The sequence below is a fragment of the Mesorhizobium sp. M0751 genome, from assembly GCF_040320265.1.
Lineage (GTDB): Bacteria > Pseudomonadota > Alphaproteobacteria > Rhizobiales > Rhizobiaceae > Mesorhizobium.
The window spans coordinates 302,211-318,508 of the sequence record NZ_JAMYPH010000003.1 but is presented as its reverse complement, the minus strand read 5'-3'; the positions used below and the strand labels follow the sequence as shown (position 1 = coordinate 318,508).

Annotated in this window: 14 protein-coding genes and 1 other RNA gene; 2 read left to right on the top strand and 13 right to left on the bottom strand. The window is 62.9% G+C overall.

The genetic code is table 11. The features are described from left to right. Positions 1-20 precede the first annotated feature (20 nt). The 6 genes from NKI19_RS06835 to mraZ are packed head-to-tail and all read right to left on the bottom strand — an operon-like array spanning position 21 to position 6,570. Positions 21-1,454 carry a UDP-N-acetylmuramoylalanyl-D-glutamyl-2,6-diaminopimelate--D-alanyl-D-alanine ligase gene (locus tag NKI19_RS06835; RefSeq protein ID WP_352564480.1) on the bottom strand — a complete coding sequence of 478 codons (1,434 nt, stop codon included), beginning with the start codon at positions 1,452-1,454 and terminating at the stop codon, positions 21-23. Further along, a complete protein-coding gene (locus NKI19_RS06830; protein ID WP_352564478.1) occupies positions 1,451-2,905 on the bottom strand; it encodes a UDP-N-acetylmuramoyl-L-alanyl-D-glutamate--2,6-diaminopimelate ligase in 1,455 nt (484 codons plus the stop codon). The genes NKI19_RS06835 and NKI19_RS06830 overlap by 4 nt, the downstream gene beginning before the upstream one ends. Positions 2,906-2,959: 54 nt before the next feature. Beyond that, positions 2,960-4,705 carry a peptidoglycan D,D-transpeptidase FtsI family protein gene (locus tag NKI19_RS06825; RefSeq protein ID WP_352564476.1) on the bottom strand — a complete coding sequence of 582 codons (1,746 nt, stop codon included), beginning with the start codon at positions 4,703-4,705 and terminating at the stop codon, positions 2,960-2,962. Continuing rightward, the gene (ftsL, locus tag NKI19_RS06820; RefSeq protein ID WP_292662860.1) at positions 4,702-5,079 is read right to left on the bottom strand and encodes a cell division protein FtsL; all 378 of its coding nucleotides are present in this window, start codon (positions 5,077-5,079) and stop codon (positions 4,702-4,704) included. The genes NKI19_RS06825 and ftsL overlap by 4 nt, the downstream gene beginning before the upstream one ends. 4 nt (positions 5,080-5,083) lie before the next feature. Further along, positions 5,084-6,115 carry a 16S rRNA (cytosine(1402)-N(4))-methyltransferase RsmH gene (rsmH, locus tag NKI19_RS06815; protein WP_352564474.1) on the bottom strand — a complete coding sequence of 344 codons (1,032 nt, stop codon included), beginning with the start codon at positions 6,113-6,115 and terminating at the stop codon, positions 5,084-5,086. After that, a complete protein-coding gene (gene mraZ, locus NKI19_RS06810) occupies positions 6,112-6,570 on the bottom strand; it encodes a division/cell wall cluster transcriptional repressor MraZ (protein ID WP_254818997.1) in 459 nt (152 codons plus the stop codon). The genes rsmH and mraZ overlap by 4 nt, the downstream gene beginning before the upstream one ends. A gap of 407 nt (positions 6,571-6,977) precedes the next feature. On the opposite strand from mraZ, the gene NKI19_RS06805 reads away from it, so the two are divergent. Continuing rightward, positions 6,978-8,093, top strand: coding sequence for a cystathionine gamma-lyase (locus tag NKI19_RS06805; RefSeq protein ID WP_352564472.1), 1,116 nt, complete (start codon positions 6,978-6,980; stop codon positions 8,091-8,093). Between the two features lie 8 nt (positions 8,094-8,101). Here the strand turns inward: NKI19_RS06805 and NKI19_RS06800 are convergent, their stop codons facing one another. The 7 genes from NKI19_RS06800 to NKI19_RS06770 form a co-directional block, all read right to left on the bottom strand. After that, positions 8,102-8,404: a type II toxin-antitoxin system RelE/ParE family toxin gene (locus tag NKI19_RS06800; RefSeq protein WP_352492708.1), complete on the bottom strand. Its 303-nt coding sequence runs from the start codon at positions 8,402-8,404 to the stop codon at positions 8,102-8,104. Continuing rightward, complete coding sequence (locus NKI19_RS06795) at positions 8,401-8,676, bottom strand: type II toxin-antitoxin system ParD family antitoxin (protein WP_352492709.1); 276 nt, start codon at positions 8,674-8,676, stop codon at positions 8,401-8,403. The genes NKI19_RS06800 and NKI19_RS06795 overlap by 4 nt, the downstream gene beginning before the upstream one ends. A 152-nt stretch (positions 8,677-8,828) precedes the next feature. Next, positions 8,829-9,227: RNase P RNA component class A (rnpB, locus tag NKI19_RS06790), an RNA gene on the bottom strand. A 47-nt stretch (positions 9,228-9,274) separates the two neighbouring features. Beyond that, the gene (locus NKI19_RS06785) at positions 9,275-10,018 is read right to left on the bottom strand and encodes a lytic transglycosylase domain-containing protein (protein WP_352492710.1); all 744 of its coding nucleotides are present in this window, start codon (positions 10,016-10,018) and stop codon (positions 9,275-9,277) included. Between the two features lie 184 nt (positions 10,019-10,202). Beyond that, positions 10,203-10,970: an N-acetylmuramoyl-L-alanine amidase gene (locus NKI19_RS06780; protein WP_352492711.1), complete on the bottom strand. Its 768-nt coding sequence runs from the start codon at positions 10,968-10,970 to the stop codon at positions 10,203-10,205. After that, the gene (locus NKI19_RS06775; RefSeq protein WP_352453144.1) at positions 10,967-11,686 is read right to left on the bottom strand and encodes a TerB family tellurite resistance protein; all 720 of its coding nucleotides are present in this window, start codon (positions 11,684-11,686) and stop codon (positions 10,967-10,969) included. The genes NKI19_RS06780 and NKI19_RS06775 overlap by 4 nt, the downstream gene beginning before the upstream one ends. A gap of 256 nt (positions 11,687-11,942) precedes the next feature. Further along, positions 11,943-12,155 carry a hypothetical protein gene (locus NKI19_RS06770; protein ID WP_352453143.1) on the bottom strand — a complete coding sequence of 71 codons (213 nt, stop codon included), beginning with the start codon at positions 12,153-12,155 and terminating at the stop codon, positions 11,943-11,945. A 181-nt stretch (positions 12,156-12,336) separates the two neighbouring features. On the opposite strand from NKI19_RS06770, the gene NKI19_RS06765 reads away from it, so the two are divergent. Further along, positions 12,337-16,218: a hydantoinase B/oxoprolinase family protein gene (locus tag NKI19_RS06765; RefSeq protein WP_352564470.1), complete on the top strand. Its 3,882-nt coding sequence runs from the start codon at positions 12,337-12,339 to the stop codon at positions 16,216-16,218. Positions 16,219-16,298: the final 80 nt, after the last annotated feature.

The window sequence follows — 16,298 nt, the reverse complement described above, 5'->3', positions numbered from 1 at the left end:
TTGCGTCCCCCGGACCGATCCTAGGTCTGTCTGCTGTTTGTGGCTTCCGCCGGAAACTTGCCGAGCAACGCCTCGACCAGCTTTGAAAAGCCTATGCCCTTCGACGATTTGATCATGACCACGTCGCCGGGCTTCAATTCCGATAGAAGAACCGGTTTCAGATCTTCCGCGCCGGCGCGGTACTCCGTCCTGATCTCGTCGGGCAAAACGTCGGCCAGCGCCCGCATTTCCGGGCCGCCGAGAAAAACCGTGCGCGTGTCGGTGCCGACGATCAGACCGGCAAGCGCGGCATGCAATTTCGCCGAATGGCTGCCGAGCTCGAGCATATCGCCGAGCACGGCAATGCGCCTGCCTTCGCCCGACACCGGCGTCGTGTTGAGCAGTGCCATTGCAGCGCTCATCGACGCCGGATTGGCGTTGTAGCTCTCGTCGATCAGCGTGATCGGCCCCCTGGGATGACGCAACACATAGCGCTTGCCGCGTCCGCGTTCGGGCGAAAGATCGGCCAGCGCCTGCGCAACCCTGGTGACGTCGGCGCCGACCAGATGCGCGGCGCCCAGTACGGCCAGCACATTCTGCACCATATGGCGGCCCGGCGCGCCGATCCTGGCGACAATCTCATGCCCGCCGATCTTGGCAGTGATAACCGAGTGATCGGCATTGAGCTCGCATTTGATCAGTTTGAAGGTCGCCCGGGCATTCTCGCCGAACCCGTAGACATGCTCGACACCGGCCTCTTTCGCCATCTTCTCCAGCAGCTTCCAGCGCGCATCGTCGCGGTTGAGAAGGGCGGCGCCACCGGGCTCCAGCCCTTCGAAAACCTCTGCCTTGGCCTTGGCGATCTCGTCCAGGTTGCGGAAGAAGCCAAGGTGAGCGGCTGCGATCAGTGTAACGATGGCGACATGCGGCCGGACCATCTTGACCAAAGGCCGGATCTCGTCCGGATGGTTCATGCCGATCTCGAAGACGGCATAGTCGCAATCCTGCGGCATGCGCGCCAGCGTCAGCGGCACACCCCAGTGATTGTTGAACGACTGCGCCGATGCATGCACCGTACCGACTGCGGACAGAGCATGGCGTAGCGCTTCCTTGGTGGTGGTCTTGCCCGCCGACCCGGTCACGGCAATCACCCTCGCCTTTGAGCGTGCGCGCGCGGCAACGCCGAGCTTTTCCAGAGCGACAAGCACGTCCTCCACGACGATCATCGGTGCTGTCAGCCGCCCCAGCGACGGCAGCTTGCCCTCGGCGACGACCAGCACGCCGGCGCCCGCCTTGATGGCGGCGGTGACGAAATCATGGCCGTCCATGGCCTCGCCCTTGATGGCGAAGAAAGCATCTCCCGGCTGCAGGCTGCGGCTGTCGATGGAAATGCCGGCGATGCCTTCAGGCATCGGACCGAGCGGCCGGCCATCCATGGCGGCAACCAGCGCCTCGGAGGTCCACAGATAGCTCACGCTGCTTGCTCCCTGAGCGCCGAGCGAACTTCCTCATGATCGGAAAAATGCAGCGTCTCGGTGCCGATGGTCTGGCCTTCCTCATGGCCCTTGCCGGCCACGATCAGCGTGTCGCCAGCGTGAAGCATCCCGACCGCCTCGTGGATGGCCTTGCGCCGGTCGCCGATCTCGATCGCACCCGGTGCGGCCGCGAGAATCGCGGCGCGGATCGTCTCGGGTACTTCCGAGCGGGGATTGTCGTCGGTGACGATGACGACGTTGGCCAGCCTTGTGGCGATCTCGCCCATGATCGGCCGCTTGCCCCGGTCCCGGTCGCCGCCGCAACCGAATACGACGATGACGCGGCCGGTGGTAAAGGGGCGAACCGAAGCCAGCACGTTTTCCAGCGCATCCGGCTTGTGCGCGTAGTCGACATAGACGGGGGCGCCGTTGGCGGCCGTCCCAACCAGGTCGAGCCGTCCCGGCGCGCCCTTCAATTTCTCCAGCGCCATCAACGCTTTGGCAACAAATGTTCCAGTCGAAATGGCGAGGCCGGCCGACACCAGCGCGTTGGCAATCTGGAAGTCGCCGGCCAGCGGCAAGTCGACTTCATGGAGAACGCCGTCCGCTTCGACCTCGGCGCGCTGGCGGTGGCGCTCGTGCTCGACCCGCTTCAGCCGCAGGAAATCGCCATGGCGTCCGACCGTCAGCACGTTCAGTCCCGCTGCATGCGCCGCCTTGATCGTCGGCTCCGACCACGGGTCGTCGGCAAAGATGATGGCCGGCGCGCCCTTCGGCAGCAGCGCGTCGAACAGACGCAATTTGGCGCGATGATAGTCCTCGACCGTCGGATGATAGTCCATATGGTCGCGGCCGAGATTGGTGAAGCCGCCGGCCGCAAGCTTGACGCCGTCGAGCCGGCGCTGGTCGAGGCCATGGCTAGACGCTTCCATCGAGGCGTGGGTGACGCCGGCCTCCGCCAACTCCTTGAGCAGCCTGTGCAGTGCCACCGGATCCGGCGTGGTCAGCGAGCCATATTCATTGCGGCCCGGCGCCACCACACCGGTCGTGCCGATCGAAGCGGCGACCAAACCCGCCTGCTCCCATATCTGTCGGGTGAATGCGGCGACGGAGGTCTTGCCGCTGGTTCCGGTCACCGCGACCATGGTTTGCGGTTGCTTGCCGAAATAACGGGCCGCACTCAGCGCAAGCGCAAGGCGCGGATCGTCTACGACAAGAACCGGAACTGGCAGCCCGGCGACCGCACTGCCCTTGCCGACCACGATCGCTGCAGCGCCGCGGCTCGCGGCCTCGGCTGCGTAGGCTGCGCCATCCGCCTTGGAGCCGGTGAGCGCGAAAAAGACGACGCCCCGTGTTACCTGGCGGGAATCCGACGAAATCCCTGTAACCTCCATGTCGAAGGAAGCTGTCCCCTCGACAGGCAGGATACCGGCTAGATTTTTCAGCTTCATCGAACCCCGTTCATTGCAACAAAATAGCGCGCAGTTGCCGGCGCGCCCCAAGAATCACTGATAGGAAACCAGCGTTGCACCATTTTCATGGCTGAAATCTGGCTTCACGCCAAGCATGGAAGCCGCACGTCGGATGATGTTTGCAGCCATGATGCCCGCGTTCGAGGCGGCCGTAGCACCCATGCCGGGCTTTTCCGGCTTCGGTTCGTCGGCGATCGTCAGCACTATGTATTGCGGATCGTCCATCGGGAAAGCCGCAACGAAGGCGTTGAAATTCTTTTCCTTCGAGTAGCGGCCGTTGACGACCTTCTCCGCCGTTCCCGTCTTGCCGCCCACCCGGTATCCTGGCACCCGTGCATTGCGGCCGGATCCCTTTTCGGCATTGAGCGCATAGAGATAGCGCATGCCCTCGACCGTCTTGTCGCTGACCACTTTCTTGGCCACCGCCATCGCCTGCTCCTGCGTGCGCGGCAGGAAGGTCGGGTCCATCAGATAGCCGCCATTCATCAGCGCGGCGCAGCCGACCGCTGTCTGCAGCGGCGTCGTCGACACGCCGTGGCCGAAGGCGATGGTGATCGAATTGACCTGCTTCCAGACCTTGGGCTCGGTCGGCCGGGCGACTTCCGGCAGTTCGGTCTGCATCTTCTCGAGGATTCCCAGGCGATGCAGGAATTCGCGGTGTCCGTCGATGCCAACCGCTTCGGCTTCCTTAGCCGAGCCGATGTTGGACGAGTAGATGAACACTTCCGGCACCGACAGCACCCGGCCCTTGCCATGGAAATCATGGATGGTCTGATGGCCGATCCTGATCGGGCGCGACGCGTCGAAACGGCTTTGCAGCGTTATCTTGCCGGAATCGAGCGCCATGGCGGTGGTGAAGCTCTTGAAGGTCGACCCCATTTCGTAGAGGCCAGCGGACATACGGTTGAGCCGGTCCTTGTCCTGCGCGTTATAGGGGTTGTTCGGATCGAAATCCGGAACCGAGGCCATCGCCAGCACCTCACCGGTCTTGACGTTGAGCACGACGGCGCCCGCGGCGATGGCGTGGTACTTTTCCATGCCGGTGGCGACCTCGTCGCGCACGATATGCTGGACGCGCAGGTCGATCGAGAGCTGCACCGGCTTCAAATCCTTGGCCACCGCCAGGCCCGACGCCTGAAGGTCGCTCAAACCCTGTTCGTCGATGTATTTCTCCATGCCGGAGATGCCCTGATTGTCGATGTTGGTGAGGCCGACAATGTAGGACGAGGTTTCGCCGGCCGGATAGAACCGGCGCTTCTCGGTGCGAAAGCCGAATCCGGGGATGCCGAGTTGCATGATGTCGGCCTGCTGCTTCGGCGTCAGTTGCCGCTGCAGCCAGACGAAGCCGGCGCCGCTCTTCAGCTTGTTATATGTCTGCTCGTAGTCGATCTCGGGAAGCACCGTCGACAGCTTTTCGATCGCCTCGTCGGCATCGACGATGCGGCGCGGCTCAGCAAACAGCGACGCCGTCTTGATGTCGGTCGCCAGCACTTCGCCGTTACGGTCGACGATGTCTGGTCGCGATGCGGTCACCCGGCTCTGTGGCCCGCCCGACAGGTCGGGATTCTGGAAACCCAGATAGACCAGCCGCCCGGCAATGGTCGAATAAATGCCGAAGAACACCGCCATCGTCATGACGATGCGGGTCCTGCCCTTGCCACCCGTCGCCTTGCGGGCGCCTTCGACCACGATCGATCCGCCTGCATTCGGCTTCGAACCGCGCTTCAGCAGCCTGACAATCTTTGGAAGTCTGGCGGCGATTGGAAATCCGGTGATCATTGGACGATACCTCCGGTCACCACGGGATCCTTGCCGCCCACATCGGCCATGCCGCCCAGCCGCTGCGATGAAAGGTCCTCGATGTTGACGGGTTTCGCCGGCAAATCGTCCAGCCCGACGATCTGGCGCGCATTGACCGGCTCCAGTCCGAGTTGCGATTTGTAGATTTCGGTGAGCTTCTGCAGGCGCGACGGCTGGGTAAGCAGGCTCCAGTCCGCCTTGAGCAGGTCGATCGTGTCCTCTTCATAACGGATCTGCGCCTGGATCTTGTGCACTGCCGCCAGTTGCTCCTCGGCCTCGCGCTTGGTCTTGTAGGTCAGGGCAGCCGCCGAAACCATGACGGCGATCAGGACTATGTCGCTGGTACGAAACACGTGCTCACCTCTCTCCCGGTCGATCGGCGCCGGGAAGCTTTGGGCCAGGCAGTTTTGGCAGGCCGAAAATCGAAAAATCGCCGGCACGCGCCGGCGCCTCTGTACGGATCGCAGCGCGCAGCCTTGCCGAGCGCGCCCGCGGATTTGCCGATATCTCGGCATCGCTAGGCGTCACGCCGCCGCCCTTCTTGGTGAAGGTGGCGGTGCGCACCTGCGCCTCGGGCAGATGCCGCGATCCGGTGGCTGAATCGGCTCGGTCGGCGATGAAGCGCTTGACGATGCGGTCCTCGAGGGAATGGAAGGTCACCACGGCAAGCCGGCCGCCCGGTTTCAGCACGCGCTCGGCGGCAAACAGTGCCTTGGCCAGTTCGCCGAGCTCGTCATTGACGAAGATGCGCAGCGCCTGGAAAACGCGGGTAGCCGGATGGATTTTGTCTTTCGGCGCGCGACCGATATGCGTCTCGATGGCATCGGCAAGGTCGAGCGTGCGCTCGAAGGGGCGTTTTTCGCGACGGCTCTCGATCATGCGCGCGATGCGCCCGGCATGGCGTTCCTCGCCGAGAAAACCGAAGATGCGGGCAAGATCGCCCACCTTGAAGGTGTTGACGACGTCGGCGGCGCTCAGGCCCGCCTGCGCCATGCGCATGTCGAGCGGTCCATCGGCCCGGAACGAAAAGCCGCGCTCCGGCTGGTCGATCTGCATGGAGGAGATGCCGATGTCGAGCACGACGCCATCGGCACTTTCAACCTGCTCGTCGAGCGTCGAGAACGGTGCCTGGACAAGCCTGAGCTTGCCGCCGGACTGCTGTTCAAGGGCCCGCCCCGCCGCGATCGCATCCGGATCGCGGTCGATGGCGACGACCGAGGCTCCGCTTGCCAGAATGGCCTTGGTGTAGCCGCCGGCACCGAACGTGCCGTCGACGATCACCTCGCCTTTTGTCGGCGCCAGCGCCTCCAGAACTTCGGCAAGGAGGACCGGAATGTGACGGGCTGGTCCGCCAACGGCATGAACTTCATCGCCGTCGCCCGCCATCATTCTGGCCGCTCCCCGGGCTTCGTCCCCTGCCGGAGCTGCAAAAGCCGGGCACGTGCTTCCGTCCCATAGGCGCTGAGCCGTCCCGGCTCCCAGATCTGAAAGAAATTGCCGCGGCCAACGAAGGCCACTTCCGCTGAAATGCCGGTATGCTCGCGAATGAAATCGCTCATCGTGATACGGCCGTCCTGGTCGAGCTTCAGAAACGTTCCATCGCCATGGCAGAAGAACGACATGTCGTCCGCCGTCTGCAGGAACGGGTCTTCCTGGGCGATACGCTGCTCGTACCGATCGAGCAGGTCGAGCCCACCGACATCCATCGCCGGGCGATCCAGGCAGCGTAGCGCATAAAGTTCCGAATAGCCGCGTTTCTGCACAACGGCACGGAAATGCGCCGGCACGGACACCCGTCCCTTCGCATCGATCCTGTTCACCGCGTTCGACAGAAACCGGTCCATTACGCGTTACGGCCGCTTGCGCCGCCGCACCCCTCTGCATCTTCCTGTCCGCGCCGCCCCGGCCCGGTCGACGTCCAAAACCCGCTTCATCATGACGGGCGAACGCAGGCAAACGCGCAGCCGCCGCGGCTGCCCGATTGGCGTACGCTTCACCCTGACACGGAACGAAGGCTTGAGTATCGGAATGGGATATCATGGGGTGTTATGGGCGTCAACGGGAACAGTCTTCAAAACGCGCCTGCCACGACTGGGGAGAGCAGCTTTGACGGCACTCCGGTCTTTATCCTCCATTAAGCCTAACGAAGCGTTTAGGGCCGTGTGGTCCAACCGGAGGCGGCTTGCTGCGGATCGCTGCCGCGCATAGCCTCGGGCATCTTCTTTTCCGGTCAGTAACGAGGTTTGAAACCATGTCCGAAACAGCCAAGTCGCGCGCCGCGGCACTTCCCCATCTGCGTCGCGGCAGGCTTGCCAAGGGCGAGCCGATCCCCTTGCCCCTGACGATGGCCGCCATCTTTCATGCGCCCGGCGACGCCACCGGCTTCGATCAATATGGCCGCTTCAGCAATCCGACCTGGGATGCGGTCGAGCACATGCTGGCGCATTTGGAAGACGCCCCATGCGTCGCCTTTCCCTCGGGGATGGCTGCCATCTCGGCGGTGTTTTTCGGCCTGCTCAAAGCCGGCGACCGTATCCTGCTGCCGTCCGACGGCTATCACACCACGAGAGCGCTGGCAGACCGTTTCCTGAAATCCTTCGGCGTCGCTTATGATGTCCGGCCGACATCGAGCTTCCTCGACGGCGGCTTCGACGGATATCGGCTTGCCTTCGTCGAAACGCCCGCCAACCCGGGACTGGATATATGCGACATCGCAGCCGTCGCCGAGGCCGTGCATAGAGCAGGTGCGGTGCTTGTGGTCGACAACACGACGATGACACCTTTCGGCCAGCGCCCGCTCGATCTCGGCGCCGATATCGTCATTGCTGCCGACACCAAGGCGCCAAATGGCCATTCCGATGTGCTGTTCGGCCATGTCGCCAGCCGCGACGCGGACATCATCTCGAGGGTGACCGACTGGCGCGAGACGTCAGGCGCCATCCCCGGGCCGTTCGAGGCATGGCTGGTGCATCGCGGCCTCGAAACGCTGGACGTGCGCTTCGACCGCATGTGCACCTCCGCCGAAATGATAGCGCGACGGCTGAAAAACCATCGCGCGATCAGCGGCTTGCGCTTTCCGGGACTGGAGAGCGATCCATCGCACAATCTTGCCTGCGCCCAGATGGAGCGCTTCGGATTTCTCATCTCGTTCGTGCTCGCCTCGGAGGACAAGGCCGAGGATTTCATCAACAACTGCGACTTGATGCAGGCAGCGACATCGTTCGGCGGCGTACACACCTCGGCCGAACGGCGATCAAAAAGGGGAGACGCCGTTCCGCCCGGCTTCGTTCGCCTGTCGGTCGGCTGCGAGCCGGTGGAAGAGCTTTGGCAGGCGATCGAGGCGTCGCTAGACGCAATCGGTGGCTGAATCGGCAATCACGAATTCAGATCGCCGGCGTCGATCTTGCGCCGGCCGTGCAGCACGCGAACGATTTCGATCGCCTCTTCCCTGACATGGTACAAAGTGAGGTATTCGCCGACGATCAGGTGACGGATGCCCGGCGCGATGTCTTCGCGCGGTGCACCTGAGAAGGGATAAGTGGCCACTTGCTGCCAGCGGGCTTCGATCCGATCGAGCAACCGATCCGCTGCAGCCTCGCTGTCTTGCGCAACGTAAAGCCAGATCGCGATCAAATCCTCTTCTGCATGTGCAGTTCGGATGATGGGCAGCAAATTCATGCCGCGCTGTCGGGTTTCAATCGTCTCCGCGCTTCGGCCTTTATTTCGTCGATCGACGCAAACCGCCCCGGCCCGCTGTCGATCCCCTCCTGCACCAGTCTGCGCAATTCCTCGACGGTGTAGCCGAGCAGGTCGCGCCGATCCTTCCATTGCCGCAGCGCGTCGCGGATCACTTCGCTCGCCGAGGCATATTCGCCGGCGGCCACCACGTCGTCGACCGCCGCGGCCAGTTCCGGCGACAGCGTGATGCTGCGTTTATCGACCTGTCCCATGAGGCTCTCCTGATAGTCTTGTCCAAATGGTACGATTTAATCGCACCATTTTCAAGGAAATGCCGCGCTCGATTGCGGGTCGAAAAGTGAATCAACGGCTGCGCCCGAAGGCGCAGCCTACTGATTTCAAAGATTTTTCTTCGATATGGGAAACTGCCAGCTGGCCTGTAAGCCGGGTTCTGTATGGCCCTCGCCCCTTGCGGGGCGAGAACGTGGCGGCCATTCATCTTGGGCGCATGTTGCCATGCGCCTCACGCAACCTACCCGGACGGTGAGCCGGAAACAGCCCTCGAGGGTTTCCCCTCGCACCGCCCCTATTCGGTCTTGCTCCCGGTGGGGTTTACCGTGCCGCTCCTGTTGCCAGTCGCGCGGTGGGCTCTTACCCCACCCTTTCACCCTTGCCACGATTGGATCGTGGCGGTTTGCTTTCTGTGGCACTTTCCCTGGGGTCGCCCCCGCCGGCCATTAACCGGCACCGTGTCTCCATGGAGCCCGGACTTTCCTCACCCGCAGCCTTTCGGCTTCGCGGGTGCGGCCGCCCGGCCAGCTGGCAAGGCGTATAAAGGGGTTCAGGCCCGAAAAAGCAAGTTATCCCTTGTCAGGCGGGCGCTCCAAGTGCTGCCAGCTGCACCTTGACCTTGCCGCAATAGGCTGCGGACACCGGGTTCATCCGTGTGGCGCCGTGGCCGGCATTGTATTTCAGGATCGTGCCACAGGTCGTGCCGCCGCCGAGATCCTGCGCCATGGCAAGGTACTTCATGCCGTATTTGATGTTGGTATCGGGATCGTAGAGACCCTGAACCGAACCGCTATAGCCCATCATTCTTGCCGTCGCAGGCTTGATCTGCATCAGGCCGATCTCGCCGGCGCTGCCGACCTGGTTCGGCTGGTAGTTGCTCTCGATCTTGATGACGGCGTTGGCGAGCGATATCGGCACGCCATAGCTGGCGGCGTAACGCGCAATGATCGCCGAGTACTGTCCGTTGCCGCCGACAACCGCCGCCTGGGGCACTGGCCTGCTCTTCGGAGCGACTGACGCCGTTACCATGTGGTCGATGCGTTTGCGGTTACGCTTCACATGCTGTTTGGCGATTGTCTTTCTGGCAGCGGTTGGCTTTCTGGCGGAGGCTGGCTTTTTCGACTTTACCACGGCCGCTTTTTCCACTTTTGCGGTGGCGGTCTTCTCTACTTTTGCACCACCTTTCGGCACGGCGGTTTTGCCGGCTGCAGCACTGAAGCCTTGATCGGCCCGCTGGCTCAGCGGTGCGCTGTTCGCCGCACTGAAGGCAAAAGTCATTACGCCGGCAGCAATGGCTGCCGTTAAAACGGTCAATTTCTGCATGTGATCCTGTTCTGTTTGATCTGCACAAAGAACTTCGCGCAGATACCCTCAATCAACATCGGAACATCTGGGGGATAGAGGTCCGACAATCTGTACGGATCGCCTTTGACGACGGAATTGGCGCCAAAGAAGGCGAGGCAAGTCACTTTGGGTAACAGATTGTAACTTTGAAGCTTGGGAAAGACTATTTGAGAGAGGCTATCCTTGCGGAATCGAGCAGCCTTTCCAGCGTGCGGATCGTCGATCCGTCAGCCATGCCATCGACCAGGCGCTGCCGGAAATGCCGCTGAAATGCCTCGACGACGATTTCGGTCTGCCGGTCGAAAGCGCCGGTGATCTCGACGCCATAACCATAGAGCGCCAGCATCGACTGCAGCGCCTCGACCTCGGCTCCGGTATCGCCTGGCTTCAGCACGGCGCCACGCCGGATCGGCGCTGCCGGCACAACATGGCCGACACCGGCGGCAGACAAGGCCTTCCATGGAAATTTCTCGCCCGGATCGACCTTGCGCCCCGGTGCCACGTCGGAATGCGCGAGCACCCGCTGCGCCGGAATGGAATGGCGCTCGACGATGCCGGCGCACAGGCCGATCACCGCGTCGATCTGCGGTTTTGGAAAGTTGCGATAGCCGAGCGTATGCCCCGGATTGACGATCTCGATGCCGATCGAACAGGAGTTGATGTCGCTCTGTCCGAACCACGAACTCTTACCGGCATGCCAGGCGCGGTCGCTTTCCCTTACCATCTGAACAATGCGGCCGTCCTCATGGACCATGTAGTGCGACGAGACCTCGCTTGCCGGATCGCACAACCACGCCTCGGCACCGGCGCCGGTCGCCATGCCGGTGTAGTGCAGCACGATCATATCTGGTCCGAGCGTTCCGCGTCGTGGCCCGAAATTCGGCGATACCCTGACCTCGGCGCTCGGCTCGTCGGGCGGAAAGCCGCTCATGCGTGCCGCAGGCCTCGCTCGATCATTTCATAGGCCGCGTTGATCGCCGCCAGCCTGGTCGTCGCAATCTTGATGAATTCCTGCGGCAGGCCGCGTGCGATCAGCCGGTCAGGATGATTGTCGGAGACCAGCTTGCGGTAGCGCCTGCGGACCTCCTCGAACGGTTTCCCACGCTCGATGCCGAGCACAACATAAGGATCGGCGGCACCCAGATCGACATGCCGGGCCAGGATGCTCTGGTAATGCGCCTCATCGATGCGGAAGATCTCGGCGATGCGATGCAGGAATTGGCCCTCGCGCTCATGCACCAGCCCGTCGGCCTTGGCGATGTGGAACAGCCCGTCGAGTATGTCCTCGAGCATCAGGCAGTTCGAATGGCCCGAACCGCAAAGCTGCGCCATCCGCTCGGCATAGGTCTCGAAACCTGCAATGTCGCGTTTGGCCAAATCGTAGAGCCGCGCCACATTGCGCCTCTGTTCCTTCGGCACCTCGAATATTTCCTGGAAGGCGCGCACCTCGTCTTGCGTGACGATGCCGTCTGCCTTGGCCATCTTGGCCGACAGGGCGATCATCGCCACCGAGAAGGCGACGCGCCGGCGCAGATCGGCATCGCCGGAGAAAACCGTGCGCACGGCCTCGACCACTTCGGCGACGCCTGACGACGCTGAAGATGAAACGCGTGTGACGAAGTCGCCGAGGCGGTCCCAAATCGACATGGGGGCTTCATAGGGCCAACCACCCATCGCTATCAAGCCAAGACAGTGCCGCAGGGGCTGGCCCAATCGATTTGGCGGAATGCCTGAGGCGACTGCCGTCAGTGCTTACCCATGGAAATCGGCAGATGGAAGCCGCTGCGCGCAAACCCGCGTCGTCGCACGCGGTCACAATGCGCGGGTATCGCAAGCAGCAGAAAGGCCGGCGTATGAGGCCGGCCTTCCTTGGCTGTCACATTGACTACTGCGACTACTGCGACTACTGCGCCGGGGCAGCCGGCGCAGGCGCCGGAGCCGGAGCCGGAGCCGGCTCGGCAGGCTTGTTTGCGTCAGGGGCAGCCGGCTTCATCGTCTGGTCGGATGCCGGCGGATTGGTGCTCTGCGTCGTGGTGTTGTCGGTGCCGCTGTTGCTGCAGGCGGCAAGGCCAAGCAGCGCAAGCGCCGACACCGACGCAAGAATGAGTTTCTTCATGACATCTCTCCTCTAATCACGCCTCCGTTACCGGCGGCGGTCGAGAACACAATGCGTAAGCTGCGCATGAGTTTCGTAACGTTGCATTTCTGCCTGTAACATATTCCAATCACTTGACGATTGCCGGTCAGGGCCTCGCGGGCTAACAGATCGAACAGGGAAAATCCCGGGAGCCGCTGCCATGACCGCAAAATGGGATTTCTGGATCGACCGCGGCGGTACCTTCACCGACGTCATCGGCCGTGACCCGGAAGGCGGGCTGCATCCCAGGAAACTCCTTTCGGAAAATCCCGGAGCCTATGCCGATGCTGCCATCCAGGGCATTCGCGAACTGCTCGGTGTCCAACCCGGCGCTCCAATCCCCTCCGCTCTGATCGGCGATGTAAAAATGGGCACCACGGTTGCCACCAATGCGCTTCTCGAGCGCAAGGGCGACCGTGTGCTGCTGCTCATCACCAAAGGGTTCCGCGATGCGCTGAGGATTGCCTATCAGGCCAGGCCCGATATCTTTGCCAAGCAGATCATCCTTCCCGAACAGCTCTATGAGCGTGTCGTCGAAATCGACGAAAGGGTTCGCGCCGACGGCAGTGTCGAGCGCCTGCTCGACATTGCTTCGGTACGCCCGGCTATTGAGCAGGCCAAGGCGGACGGCATCGATGCGGTCGCGATCGTCTTCATGCATGCCTGGAAACATCCCGAGCACGAAAAGGCGGTCGCCAAAGTCTGTCGAAAGCTCGGATTCTCGCAGGTCTCGGTCAGTCACGAGGTCTCGCCGCTGATCAAGCTGGTCGGCCGCGGCGACACCACGGTGGTCGACGCCTATCTGTCGCCGATCCTGGCAAGGTATGTGCAGAAGGTGGCGGACGAACTGGGTGCCGCGCCAATCTCCCCCCTTGTAGGGGAGATGTCGGCGAAGCCAACAGAGGGGGGCACTGTCCCGCCAACATCTCAGTCTGTCACGCCCCCCTCTGCCCTGCCGGGCATCTCCCCCACAAGGGGGGAGATTGGCCAATCCCCTCGCCTCATGTTCATGATGTCGTCGGGCGGCCTCACCGCCGCCGACATGTTCCAGGGGAAGGATGCGCTGTTGTCCGGCCCCGCTGGCGGAGTCGTCGGCATGGTCGAGACGGCAAAACTCGCCGGTTTCGGCAAGGTCATCGGCTTCGACATGGGCGGCACCTCCACCGATGTCGCCCATTACGATGGCGAATACGAGCGCGCCTTCGACACCGAGGTCGCCGGCGTGCGCATCCGCGCGCCGATGATGCGCATCCACACCGTCGCCGCTGGCGGCGGCTCGATCCTGCATTATGAAGCCGGCCGCTTCCGCGCCGGGCCGGATTCGGCCGGCGCCAACCCCGGCCCGGCCGCCTACCGGCGCGGCGGTCCACTGGCCGTCACCGACGCCAATGTCATGCTGGGCAAACTGCAGCCCGAGTTCTTCCCGGCCATTTTTGGACCGGGCCAGGACGAACCGCTCGACGTGCAGACGGTTCGCGAAAAATTCACCGCGCTTGCCGCCGAGATCGGCGACGGCCGCTCGCCGGAAACCGTCGCCGAAGGGTTCGTCACCATCGCGGTCGAAAACATGGCCAACGCCATCAAGAAGATTTCGGTGCAGCGCGGCTACGATGTCACCGAATACCTCCTGAACTGTTTCGGCGGCGCCGGCGGCCAGCACGCTTGCCTGGTCGCCGATGCGCTCGGCATGGAGGCGGTGCTGATCCATCCGTTCTCCGGCCTGCTGTCGGCATACGGCATCGGCCTGTCCTCGGTGTTTGCGTCACGCCAGCAGGCGCTGCTGAAGCCGCTGGTGGAGGACTCCGGGGCGGCGATCGATGAACTCATCGCAACGCTGCGCAAAGCCGTCATCGACGAACTCGCCGCGCAAGGCATCAGCGAAGACGCGGTCGCCTCGAAACCGGTGCTGCAGATCCGCTACGACGGCACCGATACCGCGCTGCCCGTGAACTTCGGGCACGGCTCGATCGCGCAGGCCAAGGCGGACTTCGAACTGGCGCACAAGGCGCAGTTCGGCTTCGTCTACGACGACAAGCCGATGATCGTCGAATCGGTCGGCGTCGAAGGTACCGATACCGGCGGCACCGGCCGCGACGAAAGCGATTCAGTTGTTGAAGACGTGGCCGCAAGTTCTTCCGGGACCCGGAAAATCTTCGTCGACGGCGTCTGGCGCGACGCCGGCATCTTCCCTCGCGAAACACTGAAGCCCGGTAACAAAATCGCCGGCCCCGCTTTGATCATCGAGCCGAACCAGACCATTGTCGTCGAGCCGGGCTGGCAGGCCGAGATCACCGCCAAGGACCACGTATTGATGCGGCGCGTCGAGAAGAAGCGCCGGCACGCCGCACTCGGCACCGAAGCCGATCCGGTGATGCTGGAGGTCTTCAATAACCTGTTCATGTCGATCGCCGAACAGATGGGCGTAACGCTGCAAAACACCGCCTATTCCGTCAACATCAAGGAGCGGCTCGATTTCTCCTGCGCCGTTTTCGACCGGAATGGCGCGCTGGTCGCCAACGCGCCGCATATGCCGGTGCATCTCGGCTCCATGGACCGCTCGGTGGAGACCATCATCCGGCTCAATTCCGGCGACATTCACCCCGGAGACGTCTTTGCCCTCAACGCCCCTTACAATGGCGGCACGCATCTGCCTGATATTACGGTAGTGACGCCGGTGTTTGAGGAAGAGCGCCCAATCTCCCCCCTTGTGGGGGAGATGTCGGCGAAGCCGACAGAGGGGGGCGCTGTCCCGCCGACCTCTCATTCTGTCGCGCCCCCCTCTGCCCTGCCGGGCATCTCCCCCACAAGGGGGGAGATCGGCCTATCACCGAAGATCCTCTTCTACGTAGCCTCGCGTGGCCACCATGCCGACATCGGCGGCACCGCGCCCGGCTCGATGACGCCGCTTGCCACCACCGTCGACGAAGAAGGCGTGCTGTTCGATAATTTCCGCATCGTCGATCGCGGCCGGTTCCGCGAGAAGGACCTCGCGACGCTGCTCACCGACCATCCCTATCCGGCGCGCAATCCGCACCAGAACATCGCCGACCTCAAGGCGCAGATCGCCGCGAACGAAAAGGGTGTCGCCGAGCTGCGCAAGATGGTCGCGCATTTCGGCCTTGGCGTCGTCGAAGCCTATATGGGCCATGTCCAGGACAATGCCGCCGAAAGTGTGCGCCGTGTGCTAGAGCGGCTGCCCGACAGTTCCGAATACGAATATCCGACCGACACCGGCCAAATGATCAAGGTGAAGATATCGGTCGACCGGCGGAAGCGCCAAGCGACCGTCGACTTCACCGGCACGTCGCCGGTAATGAAGAACAATTTCAACGCACCCGAGCCGGTCGCCCGTGCCGCGGTGCTCTATGCCTTCCGCGTCATGGTCGAAGACAACATCCCGATGAATGCCGGCTGCCTGCGGCCGATCAACATCATCATTCCCGACGGCTCGATGCTGAAGCCCGCCTATCCCGCGGCAGTCGTCGCCGGCAATGTCGAGACCTCGCAGCACGTCACCAACGCGCTATTCGGCGCCATGAGGGCGATGGCCAATGCGCAAGGCACGATGAACAATCTCACCTTCGGCAACAAGCAGTACCAGTATTACGAGACGATCTGCTCCGGCTCGCCGGCCGGCCGGATGAATGACGGCCGCGGTTTTGCCGGCACCTCCGGCGTCCACACCCATATGACCAATTCGCGCCTGACAGATCCCGAAGTGCTGGAACTGCGTTTCCCGGTACTGCTCGAGGATTTCCATATCCGCGAGGGCTCCGGCGGCAAAGGCAAATGGAATGCCGGCGACGGCACCAAGCGCACCGTCCGCTTCCTCGAAAAGATGGAATGCGCGATCCTGTCCTCGCATCGCAACCGCCCGCCGCAAGGCCTCGACGGCGGCGGCCACGGCGAGGCCGGTTCGACCAAGGTCCGCCGCAAGGATGGCCGCGTCGAAATCCTGAAGGCCTGCGACCAGACGGTACTCGACGCCGGCGAGGCGGTCATCGTGACAACGCCGACCCCAGGTGGATTTGGCCGCCCTTAGCGGAGGCATCCAGAATTCGCTCCGGCGAGTCAGGTGGTGTGGTTCTCGAGAACCGAAGCGGAGCGGACATTTGGGTCCGT